A 20688-nucleotide genomic window follows, 5' to 3' on the forward strand; every position below is an offset into this window, starting at 1 on the left:
CGACTTCCTGCGCGGATAACACGGCGCAACGTGGGTGCCGCCGGCTAGCTAGCCCGCCAAATAATGAATGGCCTAATCGGCCATTTCGCCGGGTAGTTCGCTGACCAGCTAACGGCCTCGCGTACCGTCGGCGCATGTGTTTCTCGTATATCGACTGCGTAGTCACACATCGCCGCCTCGGCGATCGCGGCGCTGGTGAGCGGGGTCGATTGCAACCGGGGCGCGCCCCGGCATCATTTCGACATCGGCGCGGTCTCCGTTTCCGTACTATTTCCAATTTGACTTCGCATTGCATGTCGGCCGGGGCAAAGTTATGCGAGCCCGGCGATAATGCGGTTCGTCAAGGGTTTAGGTGCGGTCATGGCCGGGGATAGGGGCCTATCCATCGGAGGCTTGGTGAACGGGCAGAGAGGTCGAATGCGCAAGCTGGTCGGGCGCGCGCTGGTCGGCATGGCGACCGCGGTGCTGGCGGCCGCACTGCTGGCGCCGTCCGTCTCCGCGTCGCCGATCGGCGACGCCGAGGCCGCCATGATGGCGGCCTGGGAGAAGGCCGGCGGCGACACCTCGCCGCTGGGCGCCCGGAAGGGTGACGTCTACCCCGCCGGCGACGGATTCGCGCTGGACTTCGACGGCGGCAAGATGTTCTACACCACCGACACCGGTGCCAGGTTCGTCTACGGCCCCATCCTGGACAAATACGAGGCGCTGGGCGGTCCGGCCGGCAGCGATCTGGGGTTCCCGACGATCAACGAAGTTCCCGGCCTGGCCGGACCGGACAGCCGGGTGGCCACCTTCTCGGCAAGCGACAAGCCGGTGATCTTCTGGACGCCCGACCACGGCGCCTTCGTGGTGCGCGGCGCGATGAACGCGGCCTGGGACAAGCTGGGCAGCTCGGGCGGCGTGCTGGGGGCGCCGACCGGGGACGAAACCTACAACGGTGAGGTCACCTCCCAGAAGTTCAGCGGCGGCGAGATCTCCTGGAACCGCAAGACCAAGGAGTTCGCCACCAATCCGGCGCCGCTGGCCGACCAACTCAAGGGCCTGCAGGTGGCGATCGACCCGGCCGCCGCCATCAACATGGCGTGGCGGGCGGCCGGCGGGGCCACCGGCCCGCTGGGCGCCAAGCAGGGCGGAACGTATCCCATCGGCGGCGATGGGATCGCCCAGAACTTCGCCGGCGGCAAGGTCTACTTCAACCCGGCCACCGGCGCGAACGCCCTCGAGAGCGACATCCTGGCCAAGTACGAGTCACTGGGCGGGCCGGCGGGCAGCGACCTCGGTTTCCCCACCACGAACGAGTCCGACGGGGGCCTCGGCCCGTCCAGCCGGATCGCCACCTTCGCGGCGGCCGACAAGCCGGTGATCTTCTGGACCCCCGACCACGGCGCATTCGTGGTGCGCGGCGCGATGAAGGCCGCGTGGGACAAGCTGCGCGGCCCCAGCGGCAAGCTGGGTGCCCCGGTCGGCGATCAGGCCGTGGACGGCGACGTCGTCTCGCAGCAGTTCACCGGCGGCAAGATCTCGTGGAACCGTGCGAAGAACTCGTTCGCCACCGAGCCGTCGAACCTGGCTCCGTTGCTGTCCGGCCTGCAGGTGTCGGGGCAGAATCAGCCGAGCACCGCGGCGATGCCCTCCCACGGCAAGAAGTTCGCCTGGCAACGGTGGTGGCTGCCGGCCGCCATCGGCGTGCTGGTGCTGATCCTGCTGTCGGCGTTGCTGACATTCGGATTGCGTCGGCGTCGCGCCCGCCGCGGCGCCATCGCCGCCGCCCCCGCCTACGAGCCCGAGCGCGACGTGCACGGCGGCTACGGGGTGCCGGCCGACGCGCGCTGGGGGCATGACGATGCCGAGCTCGCGACCGACCACTTCCCGGCCGAAGAGCAGCCGGCGGCCGACGCCGGGCGGGTCAGTTGGAGCCGGGGTCATGAGGGCCTCGTTGCCGAGGACGAAGATCCCGACGCGGTGGACACGGATTCCATCCCCATCGTCTCGGCGGCCGCCCTCACCGAGGCGGGCTATCCCGAAATCGCCGACGACGCCGCCTACGAGGACGCGGCCTACGAGGACGCGGCCTACGAGGACACCGTCTACGAGGACGTCGCCTACGAGGACACGCGCTACGAGCAGGCCGGCCACCCGGACGCCGCCGCGGAAGACGCCGAGCTACCCGAGACCGTCGGTCCCGAGGCGGCCGAGGCCTTGGCGGTGGGCGGCGAATCCCGCATCGGGCGACACCACGCGGCCGCGGACGACGAGGAACCGTCCGGGGGCCCGGAAGCGGCCGGCGCGGCGCCGGCGGTCGCTGGGCGCCCGACGATCCGCCTGCCGCTGGACGATCCCTACCAGGTACCCGACGGCTATCCGATCAAGGCCAGCGCGAGCTTCGGCCTGTACTACACGCCCGAAAGCCCGCTCTATGACGACACCCTGGCCGAATTCTGGCTGTCCAGCGAAGAAGTCGCGCAGGCCAACGGCTTCGTCAAGGCCGACTGAGCGGCGCTAGACCTTGCGGATCACCGTGACGACTTTGCCGAGCACGGTCGCGTCGTTGCCCGGGATGGGGTCGAACGCCGGGTTGTGCGGCATCAGCCACACCTGACCGCCCGCGCGCTTGAACGTCTTGACGGTGGCCTCGCCGTCGATCATCGCCGCGACGACGTCGCCGTTGTCGGCGACGTGCTGCTGACGCACCACCACCCAGTCGCCGTCGCAGATCGCGGCCTCGACCATGGAGTCGCCCACCACCTTGAGCAAAAACAGCGTGCCCTCGCCGACCAACTCGCGGGGCAGCGGGAAGACGTCCTCGACCGCCTCTTCGGCGAGGATCGGCCCACCGGCCGCGATGCGGCCGAGCACCGGGACATACGTGGGTTCGGGCAGCGCGTCCGACCCGGCGACCTCGGTGACCGGCGCCNAGGGCCTCGTTGCCGAGGACGAAGATCCCGACGCGGTGGACACGGATTCCATCCCCATCGTCTCGGCGGCCGCCCTCACCGAGGCGGGCTATCCCGAAATCGCCGACGACGCCGCCTACGAGGACGCGGCCTACGAGGACGCGGCCTACGAGGACACCGTCTACGAGGACGTCGCCTACGAGGACACGCGCTACGAGCAGGCCGGCCACCCGGACGCCGCCGCGGAAGACGCCGAGCTACCCGAGACCGTCGGTCCCGAGGCGGCCGAGGCCTTGGCGGTGGGCGGCGAATCCCGCATCGGGCGACACCACGCGGCCGCGGACGACGAGGAACCGTCCGGGGGCCCGGAAGCGGCCGGCGCGGCGCCGGCGGTCGCTGGGCGCCCGACGATCCGCCTGCCGCTGGACGATCCCTACCAGGTACCCGACGGCTATCCGATCAAGGCCAGCGCGAGCTTCGGCCTGTACTACACGCCCGAAAGCCCGCTCTATGACGACACCCTGGCCGAATTCTGGCTGTCCAGCGAAGAAGTCGCGCAGGCCAACGGCTTCGTCAAGGCCGACTGAGCGGCGCTAGACCTTGCGGATCACCGTGACGACTTTGCCGAGCACGGTCGCGTCGTTGCCCGGGATGGGGTCGAACGCCGGNGACCGATTCGCGGATGACGTTCAGGATGGTGCGCTGCCGTTCGGTCAGCGATGAGTCCACGGGATGCGAGCTGCTTGATGGGGTGTCGTTGCTGTCGCTCATGCACCGAATGTAGCCGCAGCGCGCCGAAGAATCAAACATGTGTTCGACTGGCGTGTCGCGGTGGCGAAAACTGACCGGCAGCAGGCGCCGGGCGGGGTGAATAACAAAGGTGTAACTCTTCGATCGATCGGGTATTTCAAGGCCATGTCATTGGTCACGCCCCGAAAGTTGTCGGTGGCGTGCTCTAGCGTTTTGCTCGTCCGACACGCTTCGCTCAAATGTTCGGGTATCGAACACACGAGCGACTATAGTCGAACACACGAGCGAGCATGAGTTGACCGGAGGAACGCAGATGACAATCATCCACACAGTCGCGCCGCGTACCAGCGGCGTTCGGCGCCCGGTCAACGGGCCGGTGCCGGGGCTCCGCAACGGCCGGGATGGGCTGGCGCGCTCTCGCAGGCCGGGTCCGCCCAGGCCGCCCGGCGNCGCCGCGGTGCCGGATCGGCTCGCCGTCGTGCGCGTCGAACCCGGCGAGTCCCTGCAGGATGTGGCCCACCGGGTGGCGCCGGACGCGCCTGCCCGCCAGGTGGCGCAGCGGATTCGCGAACTCAACGACCTGAACTCGCCCTCCGTCGCCGCGGGTCAGACGCTGATCGCGCCGGTCGGCTGACGCGCGAAGCGCGACAAGGTGGCGATGCCGAGCGGGGGAGCGCACGGGTACGCTCGGGGTGTTCTGCGACCCCGGATGTGAGCACGGCGAAGGAGCGGTCATGCACTGTCCGTTCTGCCGCCATCCCGATTCCCGGGTGATCGACTCGCGGGAAACCGACGAAGGCCAGGCCATCAGGCGCCGCCGGTCGTGCCCCGAGTGCGGGCGGCGCTTCACCACCGTCGAAACGGCGGTGCTGGCCGTCGTCAAACGCAGCGGTGTCACCGAGCCCTTCAGCAGGGAAAAGGTCATCAGCGGGGTCCGCCGGGCCTGCCAGGGCCGCCAGGTCGACGACGACGCGCTGAATCTGCTTGCCCAGCAAGTGGAAGACACCGTGCGCGCCGCCGGGTCGCCCGAGGTGCCGAGCCACGAGGTCGGCCTGGCCATCCTGGGTCCCTTGCGCGACCTCGACGAGGTGGCCTATCTGCGATTCGCCTCGGTGTACCGGTCGTTCTCCTCCGCAGAGGATTTCGAGCGCGAGATCGAGGCGCTGCGCGCGCACCGCAACGTGTCCACCGATCCGGAACCGGCCGCTCGCTAGGCTGTCGTCATGCCGTCCGATCTGCATCCCGATCTAGAGGCGCTGGCGCCGTTGCTGGGGACCTGGGCCGGTCGGGGTTCGGGCAAGTACCCGACGATCCAGCCCTTCGACTACTTCGAGGAAGTCGTGTTTTCCCATGTGGGTAAGCCGTTTTTGGCCTACGCGCAAAAGACCAGGGCGGTCGCCGACGGCAAACCGCTGCACGCCGAGACGGGATTTCTGCGGGCGCCGCGACCGGGCGAAGTCGAGCTGGTTTTGGCCCATCCCAGCGGCATCACCGAAATCGAAGTGGGCACCTACTCGGTGGCGGGCGACGTCATCGAAGTCGAGATGTCGACGAGTGCCGGCGGATCGATCGGGCTGACCCCGACCGCCAAAGAGGTGACCGCGCTTGGCCGTTCGTTCCGCATCGACGGCGACGAGCTGTCCTACTCCGTGCGGATGGGCGCGGTGGGCCGGCCCCTGCAGGATCACCTCGACGCGGTCCTGCACCGGCAGCGCTGAACCGCGCGTCAGTCGACCTGCCTGACACCGTCGTTGACGACGCGCCCCGCCACGCCCACCCAGCCCTCGGCGTTCCACGTGGTTTCGATGACCGACCCGTTGCCCTGCGTGATGTGCAGGTCGCGGCTGAGGTAGTCGGTGAGCCGCATCGCCGCGGACCCGGTGGCCTCGTCCTCCGGCACGCCGACGTTCGCGAAGAAGCCCCGCGCACGCAGCGACCCCGCCGATCGATCGACCCAGGCCCACAGGTAGTGCGCGACGTCGACCGGGAAGTCGGCCGGGTCGGCGCCCAAAACGTCATCCGCGGAATCGAATTCGTGGATCGCCAACTCCGGGGCCCACTCGGAACGGGCACTGATCCGGGTCCGCTCGCCCGGATAGCTCACCTGCACCAGGCCGGCCGGCACCTGCAGCGTCTTGATCGGCCAGCCGTTCTCGCGCAGCCACCACGCCGCGCCGACGGTCGGGTGCCCGGCGAACGGAAGTTCGGTGCGTGGAGTGTAAATCTTCGCGTGCGCGGTGGTCGCGCCGGCGGCCGGAAGGTCGATGAATACCGTTTCGCTGTAACCCAATTGGGTCGCAAGCCGCTGCCGGTCCGCGGATCCGACCCGGGCCGCCGGGCTTTCGGGGACCACGCCGAGCGGATTGCCGAAATTGCCGTCCGCGTCGGTGAACACGCGCACCACCGTCACATCGATGCCCATGCCCCGACTGTACGGGCCGGGTCAACGCAATTATCAGGTGGCGCTGCGCTCGTCGGAGCCCATGGCGTTCAACACCGCGACGCGGGTGTCGGCCGGGCCGGTGACGGTCTTCTCGCCGCCCCCGGTGCGAAGCAGCGCGCGAAGGGCGGCCTGGTCGTATTGGGCGGGTTGGGTGCTGTCGATGAAGCGCTGCACGACGTCGATGAAGCGGGCCGGGTCGTCATGGAACGGGAAGTGGCCCGAGCCCTCGAAGATCTCCAGGCGCGAGCCGGGCATCGCTGCGTGCGCCATCCAGGCGTGCCGGACGGGGACCACCACATCCTTGGTGCCCCAGACGATCTGAACCGGGATGGCCTCGGTCAAATAACATCGGTCCAGCATCGTCACGATCTGCCCGCGCCAGTCCACCACCGCCCGCAGTGTCCGGCTGAACGCCGCCGAGGCCGTCGGCTCCGGCAGGTCGTCGAGGATGCGCAGCACGTTGGGCAGGTCGTGGCCCAGCGCGGTCGATCCGATCGCCAGCCCGGCCAGCTTCCCCGCCAGCTGAACCGCCGGCAGCACCAGCGGCAGCCGCAGCAGCGCCAGCGCCTCGCTGCCCATCGGCAACGAGGCCAGCCGGAAGACGACGTTGACGTCCTTGGTGACGCCGCCCGCGGCGACCAGGATCAGCCGGTCGACCAAATGCGGGAACTGGTAGGCGAATTGCATGGCCACCCCGCCGCCCAGCGAGTGGCCGATGATCGTCACCCGCTCGATGTCGAGAACGGACAGCAGGTCGCGCATTCCGTTCGCGTAGGCGGCCGCCGAGTAGTCGGCGCGCGGCTTGTCGGATTTCCCGTGGCCCAGCAGGTCGGGGGCGATGACGGTGAACCGCTGGGCGAGCTTGGCCTGCACGGCATTCCAGGTGGTGGAGTTGTCACCGATGCCGTGCAGCAGCAAGATCGCCGGGCCGGAACCCGCGATCCGGTAGGCCCGCCGGTAGCCGTGGATGGTGCGGAACTCGAGCGTCGGCGCGGTCACTTCGCGCACCGGGCGAAGGTTGCTCTTGCGCTTGCGCTCGGTCATCTCGCCAACCTTGGTGTCGGCCCGGGCTGTGGGCGTTTTAAAGAGTCTCAAGTTTGGTCGTCGTCGTTCTTCTTCTCTGCCTGCTGGGCAAGGAATCGCTCGAACTCGGCGCCAAGCTCGTCGCCGCTAGGCAGGTCCTCGTCGCGAGTCAGTAACGACCTGTTCTCCTGAGCGTCGATGAAGGCATCGTACTGGCGCTCGAGCGCGGCCACCACTTGAGCCACTTCCGCGCTCGCCTGGACCTGTTCGTCGATTTTGGCCCGGATCTCTTCCGCGGCCTCGGTCAGCGCCGACAGCGGCAGCTCGAGCGATCCGCTCCTGGCGACCTGCTCGAGCAGCGCCTGGGCGGCGGCGGGGTAGTCGGTCTGGGTCAGGTAGTGCGGGACGTGCACGGTGAAGCCGACGACGTCGTGACCGTGCTGTGCCATCCGGTATTCCAGCAGGTTGGACGCGCTGCCCGGAACCTGGATCTCCGAGATCCAGGGCTGGAAGTCGGAGATGAGTTCCTTGTTGTTGGAATGCGCCGTCAGCGTGATCGGGCGGGTGTGCGGAACGGCCATCGGGACGGTGCCCAGGCCGATGGTGCGCCGCACGCCCAGCCGCTCGGCCAGCAGGCGCACCGCGGTGATGAAACGCTCCCACTTCAGGTCGGGCTCCATGCCGGCCAGCAGCAGAAATGGGGTGCCGACGCTGTCGCGCAGCGCGTACAGGCTCAGCTCCGGGTCGTCGTAATGGGTGAAGTGGTCGGTCTTGAACGTCATCAACGGCCGCCGCGAGCGGTAATCCAGCAGTTCGTCGATCGCGAACGACGCCACCAGCTCGGCGTCCAGCGCAGCCTTCAGATGGGTGGAGGCCAGGCGTATCGCGTGACCCGCGTCGGAGAAGCCCTCCAAGGCGTGCACCAGCACCGGGCCCTGGCCGTCGGCCGTCGACAACTGCGGTGCCGGAAACTCCAGCTCGTACATGCCGGGCTGGCCTGGCTGATAGTCGCCGTCGTCCGGACTGTGATGGCGCGCCATCGGGCTTCCTCCTCTCGGGAATCTCTCCAGGGTGCCCTAACAAGTGTCCCCCGAATCAACGGGCACCCCTAACGAAACACCGAAGCGGGCGCGGAGCGTCCCGGCGGGTTCAACTCGGCCCGCCGCCCCATGGTCAGGCATGATGGACACCAAATGCGCATATCGACGGTGCTGCTTTGCTCGGGGGTTGGCCTGGCGACGTTGTTGACGTCGTGCACCAGGCCCGCCGAGCCCGCCGCGCGCCCGATCGTCTCCGCCGACGTGGCGACCGCGCCGGTGCAACGGCTCAGCCAGCCCCAGCAGCGGGCCGTCGCGCGTCCCGTCGACCCGGACAGGCGGGTCGGCGCGATCTTCATCAACGACGGCCCCCTGCACGTGTGCACGGGTGCGGTGGTGCATTCGGGGGCCGGGAACCTGGTGATGACGGCGGCGCACTGCCTGGCGGGAGCCGCCAAGATCACCTTCGTCCCCGGGTTCGCCGGTGACGCCGCGCCGCCGCCCGCGGACGTCTGGAGAGCCGACGCCGTTTACCTCGATCCGCGCTGGACCGCCGGCAAGGACCCGCACGCGGATTACGCGATCGCGCGGGTCAGCAACGACGCCGGTGGTTCGGTCGAATCGCATGCCGGGTTGGCGCTGACGCTGGGCATCGCACCGCCTCCGGGCAGCCACGTCACGGTGCTCGGGTACGCGGCCGGGGTCGGGGGCTCGCCCATCGGTTGCCAGGCCACCACCTCGCTCAACGACAGCGGATTTCCGTCGTTGACGTGCGAGGGGCTGGTGGACGGCACCAGCGGCGCGCCGTGGGTCAGCGGCACCACGCTCACCGGGGTGATCGGCGGTTTCGAGCGCGGCGGGTGCGCCCCCAACGTGTCGTACTCGGCGCCGTTCGACGCCCAGACCGCGCAGTTGCTGGCCCGCGCCGAGGCCGGCGGTCCGGGCGACCCGGTGCCCAACGACCTCGACGACAGCTGCTGAGTCAGCGGCGGAACTGGGACAGCGCCCGCATCTTGTTGGTCACGTCCAGCGCCGCGACCTTGTAGGCCTCGGAGAAGGTCGGATAGTTGAACACCGCGTCGACCAGGTAGTCGACGGTGCCGCCGCAGCCCATCACGGCCTGCCCGATGTGCACCATCTCGGTGGCGCTGGTGCCGAAGATGTGCACCCCGAGCAGCTTGCGGTCCTCGGTGGACACCAGCAGCTTGAGCATCCCGTAGGAGTCGCCGGCGATCTGGCCGCGGGCCAGCTCCTTGTATCGCGCCACCCCCACCTCGTAGGGGACCGAGCTCTTGGTCAGCTCCACCTCGGTGGCCCCGACGTAGGAGATCTCGGGGATCGAATAGATGCCGATGGGCTGCAGGTCGGTGATGCCATCGCACGCTTCCCCGAACGCGTGGTAGGCGGCGAGCCGGCCCTGTTCCATCGAGGTCGCGGCCAGGGCGGGGAACCCGATGACGTCGCCGACGGCGTAGATGTGCTCCACCTTGGTCCTGAACTTGTCGTCGACCCAGATCCGCCCGCGCCCCTCGACCTCGATGCCGGCGTTTTCCAGGTCGAGGTGATCGGTCTGGCCCTGGCGGCCGGCGGAGTACATGACGGTCTCGGCGGGAATCTGCTTGCCGCTGGCCAGCGTGGTGACGGTGCCCGCGGCGCCGACGTCGACGGCGGTGACCTCCTCGCCGAACCGGAACGTCACCGCCAGGTCGCGCAGGTGGAACTTGAGCGCCTCGACCACCTCGGGGTCGCAGAAGTCCAGCATGTCGTCGCGCTTTTCGACGACCGTGACCTTGGTGCCCAGGGCGGCGAACATGGACGCGTACTCGATGCCGATCACGCCGGCGCCGACGACGACCATCGAGCCCGGCAGCGTCTTGAGATCGAGGATCCCGTCGGAGTCGAGCACCCGGTCCTCGTCGAACTCCACGCCGGACGGCCGCGCCGGCCGGGTGCCGGTGGCGATGACGACGTATTCGCCGCTGACAGTGGTCATTTCGCGGCGGCCCGGGTCTTCCACGACGATGGTGTGCGGGTCGACGAAGCGGCCGTGACCGACCAGCAGGTCGATCCGGTTGCGCATCAGCTGGTTGCGCACCACGTCGACTTCCTTGCCGATCACGTGTTGGGTCCGCGCCAGCAGGTCGCCCGGGGTGATCCGGTCCTTGACGCGGTAACTGGCCCCGTAGAGCTCGCGCTGGTTCATCCCGGTGAGGTAAAGAACCGCCTCGCGCAACGTCTTTGACGGGATCGTGCCCGTGTTGACGCAGACGCCGCCAAGCATCCGGCCGCGTTCAATGATGGCGACGGATTTGCCCAGCTTGGCCGAGGCGATGGCGGCCTTCTGGCCGCCCGGTCCCGAACCGATGACGACCATGTCGTACTCCTGCATCGAACCCATGAGATAGACGATAAGGCCCACAGTCCAGACTTTCTCCACAGACGAGCGGCGCGCTCCCGTCGCGCGGGCACGGCCTGACGGTGTCGGCCGTCAGCGTTGGTGCCCATGACGACGCATCAACCTGATTTCGAGCTCAACCGCCCCGGGGCGCTGATCGCCGCGCTACCGGCCGTTCTCGGCTTCGTTCCGGAGAATTCACTGGTCTTGGTGTCGCTGGACGGCGGCGAAATGGGGTCCGTGCTGCGGGTCGATCTGTCCGAGGAGGTGACCGACCGGGTGGGCCACCTGGCCGCGATCGCGGCCGCCGCCGAACCCGAGGCCGTGATCGCGGTGATCGTCGACGCCGACGGCGCGCACTGCCCCGGGTGCAACGAGGAACACCGGCAGCTGTGCGCGGTGCTCGCAGACGCCTTGGCGCAGCACGACATTCAGCTGTGGGCCGCGCACGTGGTGGACCGGGTGGCCCTCGGCGGCCGCTGGCATTGCGTGGACCGCTGCGGCGCNTCTCAGACCTTCTCGACCTTGACGGCGTGGGCCATCTCGTGCGGCAGGGTGACGTTCTCGTGGCCCGGGATGAGGATGGTGACCCCGCCCCCGCCCGGGCTGGTCTCGACGGTCACCCGCGCGTTGGGCACCACGCCGGCGTCCTTCAGCCGGGTGATCAGGTCGATGTCCCCCTGGACGTGTTCGGTGAGCTGCCGGACGACCACCGCGACCGGCGATCCGGCGGGCAGCTCGGTCAGCCGGACCAGGTTGGCCTCGCCGGAGCCGGAATCCGGGCCCACGCCAAGGTCCAACAGACCCGGAATCGGGTTGCCGAACGGGGAAGTGGTCGGGTTGTTGAGCACCTTGACCAGCCGGCGTTCGACCTCCTCGCTCATCACGTGTTCCCACCGGCATGCCTCGGCGTGCACTTCCTCCCACGGCACCCCGATGACGTCGACGAGCAGTCGTTCGGCCAGGCGGTGCTTGCGCATCACGGCGATGGCCAGCGCCCGGCCCTTGTCGGTGAGCTCCAGGTGGCGGTCCCCGGCGACGTGGAGGAGCCCGTCCCGCTCCATGCGGGACACGGTCTGGCTGACGGTCGGACCGCTCTGCTCGAGCCGTTCGGCGATCCGGGCGCGCAGCGGCGTCACGCCCTCTTCCTCGAGGTCGTAGATGGTTCGCAGGTACATCTCGGTGGTATCAACCAGCTCGTTCATCCAGCACCCTCCATTGACGCCGAGTCTACTTGGCAAGCTGCGCGAATGGGTGTAACGCGTCCCCGGCAAGCAGTATGCCCGCCGCGTGACGCGGCGGGCATACCGTCTCTGGCTGTTTGGCTCTGGCGGCGATCGCGAGCGCGGCGTCGGCCGGGCGCCGCGGGTCGCCGCGATCTACCTAGTGGGGGGCCTCAGCTCGCGTACGACCGCAGCCGGTCGGCGCGCTCGCCATTGCGCAGCTTGGACATCACGTCGCGCTCGATCTGGCGGACCCGCTCGCGGGACAGCCCGAACAGCTTGCCGATCTGGTCCAGGGTGCGCGGCTGGCCGTCGTCCAGGCCGAAGCGCAGCCGGATCACCTGGTGCTCGCGCTCGTCGAGAGTGGCCAGGACGCTGCGGATGTCGGTGTGCAGCAGCTCGGCGATCACCGCGTTCTCCGCGGACATCGCCTCGGCGTCCTCGATGAAGTCGCCCAGCGGGGCCTCTTCCTCGGAGCCGACGGGCATGTCGAGGCTCACCGGGTCGCGGCTGTGCTCCAGCAGGTCGTTGATCTTCTCGATCGGGATGCCGGATTCCGCGGCCAGTTCCTCGTCGGTGGCCTCACGTCCCAGGTTCTGGTGCATCTCCCGCTTGATCCGCGCCAGCTTGTTGACCTGCTCGACCAGGTGGACGGGCAGGCGGATGGTGCGGCTCTGGTCGGCCATCCCGCGGGTGATCGCCTGGCGGATCCACCACGTCGCGTACGTGGAGAACTTGAAACCCTTTGTGTAGTCGAACTTCTCCATCGCCCGGATCAGGCCCAGGTTGCCCTCCTGGATGAGGTCCAGCAACGGCATGCCGCGGCCCGTGTAGCGCTTGGCCAGCGAAACCACCAGGCGCAGGTTCGCTTCCAGCAGGTGTCGCCGCGCTGCCTGGCCATCGCGCACGACGGCTTCGAGGTCGCGCTTGCGGTTCTCGCCGAGGCGCTTGCGGGTCTCGAGCAGATGCTCGGCATACAGACCGGCCTCGATGCGCTTCGCCAGTTCGACCTCGCCCGCCGCGTTGAGTAGTGCCGTCTTACCAATCCCATTGAGGTACACGCGCACTAGGTCCGCTGCGGGGCTTTGAGCATCCAGATCGCCGTCGATCCTGCTTGTGCCGGCATTCGCCATAGCGACCTCCCGTTCGGCTTTGTAGCTGTCAAGTCGTTCAACGACAGACCCAGCCTGGGAGTTCCCACCCCAGCGCGATCTCACACGCTTTGACGTGCAGAAATGTGCCGACGACCTGAGAATGTCCTGAGAAGTGCGGCTGGCGGCCGTTTATCGGGAATCGTGGTCGTCGTGGTCCCACGTCGGTGAGTGTGGGTGCGGTTCGGGGGCGCGGCGCGGCTCGAGCACTCGCTGCTCGGCCCGGGGGAACAGGGGAGTCCGCCGGCGCGGCTCGTCGAAGCGCCGCGGTTCGTCGTTGCGGCGCGGTGGCCGGTCGTTGGCGATGAGCACCGCCATNGCTCGTCGAAGCGCCGCGGTTCGTCGTTGCGGCGCGGTGGCCGGTCGTTGGCGATGAGCACCGCCATCCAGGGCAACGGCACCGAGACCGCCACGATCGCCAGGGAGATCAGACCGTTGTGCCAGGCGCCGTACGCGACGGCGGCCAGGATCAGCGCCGGAATCCGAAACGCCATCAGGGTCAGGTACTTACGCACCCGCGCGCGATGCTCCTCCTCGTACGAGGGGGCGGCGGAGGTGATCAGGATCGGACGGCCCGCGTCATCGAAACCCAGCTGTTCGCCGCGCTTCATCCCTCCACTGTCCCACAAGTGGTCCATTCCGGTAACGGCGAGTCAGGAGGCACAATGTGAGGCATGCGCACCCAGACGATCGAACGCACCGAAACCGACGAACGCGTCGACGACGGGACCGGCAGCGATACCCCGAAGTACTTCCACTACGTCAAGAAGGACAAGATCGCCGAGAGCGCGGTCATGGGCAACCATGTGGTGGCGCTGTGCGGCGAGGTGTTTCCCGTCACCCGCGCGGCCAAACCGGGTTCGCCGGTCTGCCCGGAGTGCAAGCGGATCTACGAGCACCTCAAGAAGGGCTGATCACGCCGGCGGCTCCGCGGTCGCGACACCGGGTGGCGCGGGGTTCGCCGGTGTGTCCACCGCGTGCCGGCGGGCCCGCGTGCGCGCCAGCACCCAGTTGCGCAGCCGGTGGGCGTGCGTCTTCGGCGCGGGGAACTCCTCCTGGATGGCCGCGTTGAGTTCGGCGCCGATCATGATCGCGAAACCGCCGAAAAACGCGAACAACAGGAACGCGATCGGCGTGGACAGCGCGCCGTAGGTGTAGCCGGTGCTGGTGATCCACGTCAGGTAGAACCGCAGGCCCAGCGTGGCGATCACGAAGACCGCGGTTGCCAGGATCGCGCCGAAGATCAGCCGATGCGACGGCAGCGGCACGGGCAGCGACACCCGGTACAGGATCATCACCCCGATCATCAGCCCGAGGATCAGCAGCGGGTAGTACCCGTAGCGCAGCACGTTGGCCAGGCCGACCGGGATGTGCTCGGAGATCTTGCGCGGGCCCACCACCACCAGCGGCGCGGTCACCACCACGACCACCAGCCCCACCACGTACAGGAACAGTGCGAACAACCGCTGTCGCACGGGATGACGCAGCGGGGTCTGGTCGTGCGCCTCGACGACGGAATCCACCAACGCCGAGATGGCCGACGACCCCGCCCACAGCGAGATCAAAAATCCCAGCGAAACCACCTCGCCGCGCGCGTGGCTGGCGATGTCCCGGATGGTCGGCTCGATGATCTCGTTGACGACGCTGGGCGAGAACACGCTGTGGGCCGTCGAAATCACCTGGTGCTCGATGCTGGGCAACATGTCCGGCCCGAACACGGGCGCCACATAGGCCAGGACACCCAGCAGCCCCAGCAGCAGCGGCGGCAGGGACAGCGCCGACCAGAATCCGGCCTGCGCCGACTCGGAGAAGATCGAATCGTCCCAGCTTTTGCCCAGGGTCCTCAGACTGATTCGCCAGATGTGGTGGCGGGACGGCTTCGCGACCTGATCGCTCATACCCGTCCAGCATTACCGATGACTGCCCGCACCGCCCACATTGCCGATGGGTGAGTTCGGCGAACTAGCTCGCGCTGGCCTCCAGCACGGCGTCCTGCTCGGTCAGTTTCGCCTCATGCTGGTTCGCGTGGTGCTGGCAGAAGAGAAGCTCAAGTCCGGAAGACAGCTTGGCGCGGACTCGAGCCGCGGCGCCGCAACGATCGCAGCGGTCCGCTCTGGTGAGCTCGGGACTGGTCAGAGTTGCATTCATGGCTTCTCCGTTCTCGTACATTCACTCTCTCAGACGTATGGGGTTTTCGCCTTGTTCCCCGATCGTTCTCGGGTGTGTCGTTTCTCACGAGCCCCTCTGGTTTACCCGGCGCACCCGGCTAGGGTGCCGACTGTGACCTCCGATCCCGGCATCTTGGTGCACTTATGCGGTCGCCGACAGTGGTCCCGGGCCCGCGAGCGCGGCCGAATCGACCCCGACCCGCCCGGGTCGGAATTCATCCACCTGTCGGTGCCCGAGCAGGTTCACCTGCCGGCCAACCGGCTCTACCGAGGCCGCGACGACCTGGTTCTCTTGCGCATCGATCCGGCCCTGCTGGACTCGCCCGTGCGCTGGGAGCCGGGGGTGGCAACGGATCCGGACTCGATGTTGTTCCCGCATCTGTACGGCCCGCTGCCGGTGGGCGCTGTAATCGGCGTCACCGCCTATCGGCCCGGACCCGACGGCACCTTCGGCCCGGCATCCCGGGCCCCCACGTAGGCGTCGGCCTCGATCTCCACCAACAGCTCGGGCGCGATCAGCGCGGAAACCTCGACCATGGTGGCCGCCGGGCGTATCTCACCGAAGACCTCGGCGTGCACCGCCGCAACCTCCGGCCAGCGTGCGATATCGGTGACGTAGATGCGGGTGCGCACCACATCGGTGAGCGCGGCGCCCGCCTGCGCAAGCGCAATCTCGATGCGGTGCAACGCGTCTCGCGCCTGCGCGGCGATGTCACCGGCTGCTCCCGCGCCGGTCGTTCCGGCCACCGCCACGAGCGGGCCGACCCGCACCGCGCGCGAATAACCGACCGCCGACTCGTAGTCGGACCCGGACGAGACCACTGTGCGGTTGGCTGGCATGCGGTCACAGTACGACGGCGCGGGGTGCGGCGCACCCGAATTTGCCTCGACTTGGCTTGGCCTCCAACGCGTTCGGCTAACATGCTGCCGATGACCACGCCCGGCATCTCCGAGGACGCGCTGCACGCGCAGGAGGAGTGCTTCGCACGGGCGTTCGCGGCCGGCGATCCGACGCTGGCGCGCGACCTCTACGCGCCCGACGTGGTGTACGTGAGCCCGACGGTGCGCCTGTTCGATTGGCCCGACCGGATCGACGGCATCGAGCGCACGCTCGAGTTCATCGCGCTCACCATCCGCGCCTGTTCGGACATCCACTACGAGGCGACCGACCTCGCCCTCACGCCCGGCGCCGACGCGGCATTCGTGCGCGTGCACTTCGACTGGACCCAGGGCGGGCGGCGCGTGCGCTCGACGTACGTGGTGCTCTACCGCTACCGCGGCGGCCGGATCGCCCGCCAGGAGCTGTATTACGACCCGAGCGGACGGCTGGAACTGCTCGGTGCGCGGTGCTGAATCTCAGTCCAGGTAGTCGCGCAGGACCTGCGAACGGCTGGGGTGGCGCAGCTTCGACATCGTCTTGGACTCGATCTGGCGGATGCGCTCGCGGGTCACGCCGTACACCTGCCCGATCTCATCGAGGGTGCGGGGCTGGCCGTCGGTCAGCCCGAAGCGCAGCCGCACCACGCCGGCTTCGCGCTCCGACAGCGTCTCCAGCACGGACTGCAGCTGATCCTGCAGCAGAGTGAACGACACCGCGTCGACTGCCACCACCGCTTCGCTGTCTTCGATGAAGTCGCCGAGCTGGCTGTCGCCCTCGTCGCCGATGGTCTGGTCCAAGGAGATCGGCTCGCGCGCGTATTGCTGGATCTCGAGGACCTTCTCGGGGGTGATGTCCATCTCCTTGGCCAGCTCCTCGGGCGTGGGCTCGCGGCCCAGATCCTGAAGCAGCTCGCGCTGGATGCGGCCCAGCTTGTTGATCACCTCGACCATGTGGACCGGGATGCGGATGGTACGCGCCTGATCGGCCATGGCCCGGGTGATGGCCTGGCGGATCCACCACGTGGCGTAGGTGGAGAACTTGTATCCCTTTGTGTAGTCAAACTTTTCGACCGCGCGGATCAGGCCCAGGTTGCCTTCCTGGATCAGGTCGAGGAAGGCCATGCCGCGGCCCGTGTAGCGCTTGGCCAGCGAAACCACCAGCCGCAGGTTGGCTTCCAGCAGATGGTTCTTCGCGCGGTCGCCGTCGCGGCAGATCCACATCATGTCGCGGCGCTGGGCGGCGGGCAGCTTGTCGCCGCGCTCGGCATGCTCGCTCATCAGCTGCGTGGCGTACAGCCCGGCTTCGATCCGCTTGGCGAGTTCGACCTCTTCCTCGGCGTTGAGCAGTGCCACCTTGCCGATCTGCTTGAGGTACGCGCGAACGGAGTCCGCGGACGCGGTGAGCTCGGCGTCCTTGCGGGCCTGACGCAGCGCCTCGGATTCGTCCTCGTCCCAGACGAAATCGCCGGAGGCCTTGTCCTTTTCGGAAGGCTCGGCGATGTCCTCGTCCTCTTCGGCCGCCGTCGCGGCCTTGGCGGCGGGCTTCGCCGGCGCGTCCTCCTCGCCGTCCTCGGCGTCGGCCACCTCGAGCTCGGGGTCCTCGCCTTCGGGGGCCACGTCCTCGAGGTCGTCGAGATTGAGGTCTTCGGCGTCGATGTCGAGGTCTTCGACGGGCTCAGCCTCGAGGTCGGGTTCGGCGTCGAGATCCTCGACCGCGGCGTCGGTGTCGATGACCTCCAGGCTGGCGTCGGCGTCCTCCGGAGCGGCTTTGGCCGCCGCCTTCGTTCCGCGGGCAGACGGCGCCTTGGCGCCCGCGGCCTTGGCCGGGGTGCGGGTCTTCTTCGCGGTCTCAGCCGCGGGTGGGGCCTCGTGCGCCTTGGTGGCCTTGGTGGTCCGCGGTGCCGTCTTGGGGGCCCCTTTCGTGGGGGCGGCGCCGTTGGAGGCCTTCGCGGCCGGTCGCTTAGCGGGGGACGACGGAGACTTCGTGGCGGTGCGTTTCACCGGCTGGTCGGTTGCCGCACTTGCCTTGCTCGGTGCCACTTACACCCCTTCGTTTGGACGCACTTTCGGTGGGTATGGGCATGGTGAACCGAAAGTGTCTGCTATGTCGAATGTCGGCGTTGATATCGGCGTGTGTGTGGTTGCACGCTTTCAGTCGGGCGGTCGCCGAGGACCATTGTAACGACAGCGGCCGCCCGCACCCGGCTACCGGCCAAAATTCAGTGAGTCACATCCGAAGTGGCCGCCATCGCCGCGCCCACGATGCCGGCGGTGTTCTGCAGGGCGGCGGCCACCACCGGGGTCCGGTTTTCCAGCAGCGGGAGCCACTTGTCGGCCTTGCGGCTGATCCCGCCGCCCGCGATGAACAGGTCCGGCCAGATCGCGTTCTCGATGGCCACCAGCACCCGTGTGACCTGCTTGGTCCACTTTTCGTAGCTCCAGCCGTTGCGCTCCTTGACCGACGACGCCGCCCGCAGCTCGGCTTCCTTGCCGCCCACTTCGAGGTGCCCGAACTCGGTGTTGGGTATCAGCGTCCCGTTGTGGATGACCGCGGAGCCGATCCCGGTGCCGAACGTCAGCAGCACCACCAGGCCGGACCGATTCCTGCCCGCGCCGTAGTGCTCCTCGGCCAGCCCGGCCGCGTCGGCGTCGTTGAGGATCACGACCTCCTGGCCGTCCAATTCGGCGCTGATGACGTCGCGCGCGTTGGTCCCGATCCAGGCCCTGTCGACGTTGGCGGCCGTCTGCACGACGCCGTGGGTGACGACGCCGGGATAGGTCACCCCCAGGGGGCCGGACCAGCCGAACCCGCGGACGACCTCGGCGATGGTCTTGGCGACCGCCGACGGGGTGGCCGGTTGCGGGGTCAACAGTTTGATCCGCTCGCCGATCAGCAGCCCGGTGTCCATGTCGACGATGCCGCCCTTGATGCCGCTGCCCCCGACGTCGATACCGAACCCGCGGCGCTGCGGCTTGCCGGCGACCGTTATCAGTGGCGTGTCCGTGGTCGAGTCGGTGCTGGTCATCGAAACTCCTCGGCGAGACTTGGCCTGTCCGCCCACCTTAGCCCGGCGAGGACGCCGGTTGGCGGTCTGCGCGGCCGTGGTGTCTGTGATGCGATGGACCGGTGACCCGACCCGACAACGACCCCGCGCAGCTGCGTTCCGTGGCCGAGAAGCTGGCCGAAGAGGCCGCCGAGTTCGTGCGCCGCCGCCGCGCGGAGGTGTTCGGCGGCCGCGCGGCGAGCCGTTCGGCGGCGGGGAGCGGCGCGGTGCGGTCGAAGACCACGCCAACCGATCCCGTGACCGTGGTCGACACCGAGGCCGAGCGGCTACTGCGGGATCGGTTGGCCCAACTGCGGCCCGGTGACCCGATACTGGGCGAGGAGGGCGGTGGGCCGGCCGGCGGCGGGGCCGTTTTGGCCGGCGCGGTCACCTGGGTGCTCGATCCCATCGACGGCACGGTGAATTTCGTCTACGGCATCCCCGCCTACGCGGTGTCGGTGGGCGCCCAGATCGACGGCGTGTCGGTGGCGGGCGCGGTCGCCGATGTCGTCGGCGGCCGGGTGTACTCGGCCGCGACCGGTCTTGGCGCGCACGTCAGCGACGAGGGGGGGACGGAATCGTTGCGGTGCGCCGCGGTCGACGATTTGTCGATGGCGTTGCTGGGCACCGGTTTTGGCTACTCGCGGCGGCGCCGCGCGAGCCAGGCGGCCTTGGTCGCGCAGCTGCTGCCGGAGGTGCGCGACGTGCGCCGCATCGGTTCGGCGGCGCTGGACCTGTGCATGGTCGCGGCGGGCCGGCTCGACGCCTTCTACGAGCACGGGCTGCAGGTGTGGGACCGCGCCGCGGGCGCGCTGATCGCGGCCGAGGCGGGGGCCCGCGTGTTGGTGACCGAGCCGGACGGCCCGTCGGGCAGCGCGGGATTGGTGGTGGCCGCCGCCCCCGGGATCGCCGACGAGCTGTTGGCCGCCCTGGATCGGTTCAATGGCCTAACGCCGCTGCCGGAGTGAGCGAGTATCAGCAGCTGCTGGAGTGGATCTTTTGCAGCAGTGCGGGATCCGACGGCTCGGTGGCGCCGGGCTTCAGGCTGGCGAGCACCGCATCGACGTCGTCGTTGTGGGCCAGCGCGGTGAACTCCGTGCCGATGGCCAGGTCGACCGAATCGTCGGCGCGGCTGTCGTTGAACAATTCCGTGCACGGCGCCACCAGCCAGACCGCGGCCGCGGTGGCCTGCCCGGCCGTACCGAAGCGGATCTGCCCTTGGCAGTTCAGCCTGGCGCCGGCGTAGACGGGGTCGTTGGCGGCGGTGGGCTGCGCGAAGCCCAGGTCCTTCATGGCGCCCGCGACATCGCCGGCCTGCCCGCCGCGACCGCTGGCGTTGAGGACGCGGACCTTGGTGTCGGCGAGTTTGGCGGGGGTGACGTCGGCCATGGCGCTGCGCGACACCTGTTCGCCGAGTTGGGGGGCGGTGGACCCGGGCGGCTGCGGCGGCGGGTTGCAGACCACGGCCTCGTGCACCTTCGCCGGTCGCGTCAGCGCCACGGTCCACACCACGCCGCTGGCCACCACCAACAGGGCGAGCACCACGATCGCGGGCCGGGGATTGCGCCGCCGGAAAGGCCTCCCGTGCTTGTCAAAAGCGGTACCTTCGGTAATCTGTGCGACCACACGTGCACTCTAAAGGCACTGTTTAAGACTCGAGGCAAGGGTCAATCCGGGGGTG

At 68.7% G+C, this 20688-nt stretch carries 21 protein-coding genes and 5 pseudogenes; 11 read left to right on the top strand and 15 right to left on the bottom strand.

The window, feature by feature from the left end; all coding sequences use genetic code 11:
- Positions 1-396 precede the first annotated feature (396 nt).
- Positions 397-2493 carry an LGFP repeat-containing protein gene (locus BN4348_RS35545; RefSeq protein ID WP_407937893.1) on the top strand — a complete coding sequence of 699 codons (2097 nt, stop codon included), beginning with the start codon at positions 397-399 and terminating at the stop codon, positions 2491-2493.
- A 6-nt stretch (positions 2494-2499) separates the two neighbouring features.
- Here BN4348_RS35545 and lexA read toward each other — a convergent pair.
- Positions 2500-3003 (bottom strand): annotated as a pseudogene (gene lexA, locus BN4348_RS35550) (transcriptional repressor LexA); the annotation flags it as partial.
- A gap of 190 nt (positions 3004-3193) precedes the next feature.
- On the opposite strand from lexA, the gene BN4348_RS63060 reads away from it, so the two are divergent.
- Positions 3194-3481 carry a sunset domain-containing protein gene (locus BN4348_RS63060; RefSeq protein ID WP_066909854.1) on the top strand — a complete coding sequence of 96 codons (288 nt, stop codon included), beginning with the start codon at positions 3194-3196 and terminating at the stop codon, positions 3479-3481.
- Between the two features lie 6 nt (positions 3482-3487).
- On the opposite strand, the pseudogene BN4348_RS59355 reads toward BN4348_RS63060, so the two are convergent.
- Positions 3488-3562: pseudogene (locus BN4348_RS59355) on the bottom strand (transcriptional repressor LexA); the annotation flags it as partial.
- A gap of 539 nt (positions 3563-4101) precedes the next feature.
- Here BN4348_RS59355 and BN4348_RS61150 point away from each other — a divergent pair.
- From BN4348_RS61150 to BN4348_RS35570, 3 genes and pseudogenes are all read left to right on the top strand, one after another.
- Positions 4102-4278 (top strand): annotated as a pseudogene (locus BN4348_RS61150) (LysM peptidoglycan-binding domain-containing protein); the annotation flags it as partial.
- A gap of 100 nt (positions 4279-4378) precedes the next feature.
- The gene (gene nrdR / locus BN4348_RS35565) at positions 4379-4858 is read left to right on the top strand and encodes a transcriptional regulator NrdR (RefSeq protein ID WP_066909860.1); all 480 of its coding nucleotides are present in this window, start codon (positions 4379-4381) and stop codon (positions 4856-4858) included.
- Between the two features lie 9 nt (positions 4859-4867).
- Positions 4868-5362: a peroxynitrite isomerase gene (locus BN4348_RS35570; protein WP_066909863.1), complete on the top strand. Its 495-nt coding sequence runs from the start codon at positions 4868-4870 to the stop codon at positions 5360-5362.
- A gap of 8 nt (positions 5363-5370) precedes the next feature.
- On the opposite strand, the gene BN4348_RS35575 is transcribed toward BN4348_RS35570, so the two are convergent.
- Genes BN4348_RS35575 through BN4348_RS35585 form a run of 3 tightly spaced genes read right to left on the bottom strand, consistent with a single transcriptional unit; the run spans position 5371 to position 8150 of the window.
- The gene (locus tag BN4348_RS35575) at positions 5371-6066 is read right to left on the bottom strand and encodes a PhzF family phenazine biosynthesis protein (RefSeq protein ID WP_066909866.1); all 696 of its coding nucleotides are present in this window, start codon (positions 6064-6066) and stop codon (positions 5371-5373) included.
- 33 nt (positions 6067-6099) lie between these two features.
- Entirely contained in the window at positions 6100-7131 is a 1032-nt protein-coding gene (locus BN4348_RS35580; RefSeq protein ID WP_066909869.1) for an alpha/beta fold hydrolase, read from the bottom strand.
- Positions 7132-7178: 47 nt separating this feature from the next.
- Positions 7179-8150: a proteasome assembly chaperone family protein gene (locus BN4348_RS35585; protein ID WP_066909872.1), complete on the bottom strand. Its 972-nt coding sequence runs from the start codon at positions 8148-8150 to the stop codon at positions 7179-7181.
- A gap of 153 nt (positions 8151-8303) precedes the next feature.
- Here BN4348_RS35585 and BN4348_RS35590 point away from each other — a divergent pair, with 153 nt between their 5' ends.
- Complete coding sequence (locus BN4348_RS35590) at positions 8304-9128, top strand: trypsin-like serine peptidase (RefSeq protein WP_407937894.1); 825 nt, start codon at positions 8304-8306, stop codon at positions 9126-9128.
- A gap of 1 nt (position 9129) precedes the next feature.
- Here the strand turns inward: BN4348_RS35590 and sthA are convergent, their stop codons facing one another.
- On the bottom strand, positions 9130-10536 hold the full coding sequence (gene sthA, locus BN4348_RS35595; protein ID WP_096866250.1) for a Si-specific NAD(P)(+) transhydrogenase: 1407 nt from the start codon (positions 10534-10536) through the stop codon (positions 9130-9132).
- 114 nt (positions 10537-10650) lie between these two features.
- Between sthA and BN4348_RS35600 the strand changes: the two are divergent.
- Positions 10651-11052, top strand: a pseudogene (locus tag BN4348_RS35600) (DUF4192 domain-containing protein); the annotation flags it as partial.
- Here the strand turns inward: BN4348_RS35600 and BN4348_RS35605 are convergent.
- From BN4348_RS35605 to BN4348_RS60735, 3 genes and pseudogenes are all read right to left on the bottom strand, one after another.
- Complete coding sequence (locus BN4348_RS35605; protein ID WP_066909885.1) at positions 11052-11747, bottom strand: metal-dependent transcriptional regulator; 696 nt, start codon at positions 11745-11747, stop codon at positions 11052-11054. The pseudogene BN4348_RS35600 and the gene BN4348_RS35605 sit on opposite strands and share 1 nt — an antisense overlap.
- 191 nt (positions 11748-11938) lie before the next feature.
- A complete protein-coding gene (sigB, locus tag BN4348_RS35610; protein WP_066909888.1) occupies positions 11939-12898 on the bottom strand; it encodes a sigma-70 family RNA polymerase sigma factor SigB in 960 nt (319 codons plus the stop codon).
- Positions 12899-13048: 150 nt separating this feature from the next.
- Positions 13049-13545 (bottom strand): annotated as a pseudogene (locus tag BN4348_RS60735) (DUF3099 domain-containing protein).
- Between the two features lie 45 nt (positions 13546-13590).
- Between BN4348_RS60735 and BN4348_RS35620 the strand changes: the two are divergent.
- On the top strand, positions 13591-13830 hold the full coding sequence (locus BN4348_RS35620) for a DUF3039 domain-containing protein (RefSeq protein WP_066909891.1): 240 nt from the start codon (positions 13591-13593) through the stop codon (positions 13828-13830).
- Here the strand turns inward: BN4348_RS35620 and BN4348_RS35625 are convergent, their stop codons facing one another.
- Both BN4348_RS35625 and BN4348_RS35630 read right to left on the bottom strand, forming a co-directional pair.
- The gene (locus BN4348_RS35625; protein WP_066909894.1) at positions 13831-14814 is read right to left on the bottom strand and encodes a YihY/virulence factor BrkB family protein; all 984 of its coding nucleotides are present in this window, start codon (positions 14812-14814) and stop codon (positions 13831-13833) included.
- Positions 14815-14878: 64 nt separating this feature from the next.
- Positions 14879-15064 (bottom strand): DUF7455 domain-containing protein, encoded by a 186-nt coding sequence (locus tag BN4348_RS35630; protein ID WP_066910155.1) that lies wholly within the window; start codon positions 15062-15064, stop codon positions 14879-14881.
- Between the two features lie 132 nt (positions 15065-15196).
- Between BN4348_RS35630 and BN4348_RS35635 the strand changes: the two genes are divergently transcribed.
- A complete protein-coding gene (locus tag BN4348_RS35635) occupies positions 15197-15562 on the top strand; it encodes a DUF952 domain-containing protein (protein WP_066909897.1) in 366 nt (121 codons plus the stop codon).
- Here the strand turns inward: BN4348_RS35635 and BN4348_RS35640 are convergent.
- Positions 15508-15924 carry a Rid family hydrolase gene (locus BN4348_RS35640; protein WP_066909900.1) on the bottom strand — a complete coding sequence of 139 codons (417 nt, stop codon included), beginning with the start codon at positions 15922-15924 and terminating at the stop codon, positions 15508-15510. The genes BN4348_RS35635 and BN4348_RS35640 overlap by 55 nt on opposite strands.
- A gap of 90 nt (positions 15925-16014) precedes the next feature.
- Here BN4348_RS35640 and BN4348_RS35645 point away from each other — a divergent pair, with 90 nt between their 5' ends.
- Entirely contained in the window at positions 16015-16437 is a 423-nt protein-coding gene (locus tag BN4348_RS35645; protein WP_160040313.1) for a nuclear transport factor 2 family protein, read from the top strand.
- A gap of 3 nt (positions 16438-16440) precedes the next feature.
- Here the strand turns inward: BN4348_RS35645 and BN4348_RS35650 are convergent, their stop codons facing one another.
- Together BN4348_RS35650 and ppgK are read right to left on the bottom strand one after the other, a co-directional pair.
- Positions 16441-18003 carry an RNA polymerase sigma factor gene (locus BN4348_RS35650; protein WP_084453994.1) on the bottom strand — a complete coding sequence of 521 codons (1563 nt, stop codon included), beginning with the start codon at positions 18001-18003 and terminating at the stop codon, positions 16441-16443.
- A 179-nt stretch (positions 18004-18182) separates the two neighbouring features.
- The gene (gene ppgK, locus BN4348_RS35655) at positions 18183-18989 is read right to left on the bottom strand and encodes a polyphosphate--glucose phosphotransferase (RefSeq protein ID WP_066909909.1); all 807 of its coding nucleotides are present in this window, start codon (positions 18987-18989) and stop codon (positions 18183-18185) included.
- A gap of 101 nt (positions 18990-19090) precedes the next feature.
- Between ppgK and BN4348_RS35660 the strand changes: the two genes are divergently transcribed.
- Entirely contained in the window at positions 19091-19975 is an 885-nt protein-coding gene (locus BN4348_RS35660; RefSeq protein ID WP_066909912.1) for an inositol monophosphatase family protein, read from the top strand.
- A gap of 7 nt (positions 19976-19982) precedes the next feature.
- On the opposite strand, the gene cei is transcribed toward BN4348_RS35660, so the two are convergent.
- Entirely contained in the window at positions 19983-20633 is a 651-nt protein-coding gene (cei, locus tag BN4348_RS35665; RefSeq protein ID WP_066909915.1) for an envelope integrity protein Cei, read from the bottom strand.
- Positions 20634-20688: the final 55 nt, after the last annotated feature.

It is taken from the genome of Mycobacterium interjectum (assembly GCF_900078675.2).
GTDB classification, from domain to species: Bacteria; Actinomycetota; Actinomycetes; order Mycobacteriales; family Mycobacteriaceae; genus Mycobacterium; species Mycobacterium interjectum.

Bases quoted from the DNA above. Each gene is read 5' to 3' on its own strand.
- nrdR (WP_066909860.1), top strand. From the start codon at position 4,379: ATGCACTGTCCGTTCTGCCGCCATCCCGATTCCCGGGTGATCGACTCG.
- BN4348_RS35570 (WP_066909863.1), top strand. From the start codon at position 4,868: ATGCCGTCCGATCTGCATCCCGATCTAGAGGCGCTGGCGCCGTTGCTG.
- BN4348_RS35575 (WP_066909866.1), bottom strand. From the start codon at position 6,066: ATGGGCATCGATGTGACGGTGGTGCGCGTGTTCACCGACGCGGACGGC.
- BN4348_RS35580 (WP_066909869.1), bottom strand. From the start codon at position 7,131: ATGACCGAGCGCAAGCGCAAGAGCAACCTTCGCCCGGTGCGCGAAGTG.
- BN4348_RS35585 (WP_066909872.1), bottom strand. From the start codon at position 8,150: ATGGCGCGCCATCACAGTCCGGACGACGGCGACTATCAGCCAGGCCAG.
- BN4348_RS35590 (WP_407937894.1), top strand. From the start codon at position 8,304: ATGCGCATATCGACGGTGCTGCTTTGCTCGGGGGTTGGCCTGGCGACG.
- sthA (WP_096866250.1), bottom strand. From the start codon at position 10,536: ATGCAGGAGTACGACATGGTCGTCATCGGTTCGGGACCGGGCGGCCAG.
- BN4348_RS35605 (WP_066909885.1), bottom strand. From the start codon at position 11,747: ATGAACGAGCTGGTTGATACCACCGAGATGTACCTGCGAACCATCTAC.
- sigB (WP_066909888.1), bottom strand. From the start codon at position 12,898: ATGGCGAATGCCGGCACAAGCAGGATCGACGGCGATCTGGATGCTCAA.
- BN4348_RS35620 (WP_066909891.1), top strand. From the start codon at position 13,591: ATGCGCACCCAGACGATCGAACGCACCGAAACCGACGAACGCGTCGAC.
- BN4348_RS35625 (WP_066909894.1), bottom strand. From the start codon at position 14,814: ATGAGCGATCAGGTCGCGAAGCCGTCCCGCCACCACATCTGGCGAATC.
- BN4348_RS35630 (WP_066910155.1), bottom strand. From the start codon at position 15,064: ATGAATGCAACTCTGACCAGTCCCGAGCTCACCAGAGCGGACCGCTGC.
- BN4348_RS35640 (WP_066909900.1), bottom strand. From the start codon at position 15,924: ATGCCAGCCAACCGCACAGTGGTCTCGTCCGGGTCCGACTACGAGTCG.
- BN4348_RS35645 (WP_160040313.1), top strand. From the start codon at position 16,015: ATGACCACGCCCGGCATCTCCGAGGACGCGCTGCACGCGCAGGAGGAG.
- ppgK (WP_066909909.1), bottom strand. From the start codon at position 18,989: ATGACCAGCACCGACTCGACCACGGACACGCCACTGATAACGGTCGCC.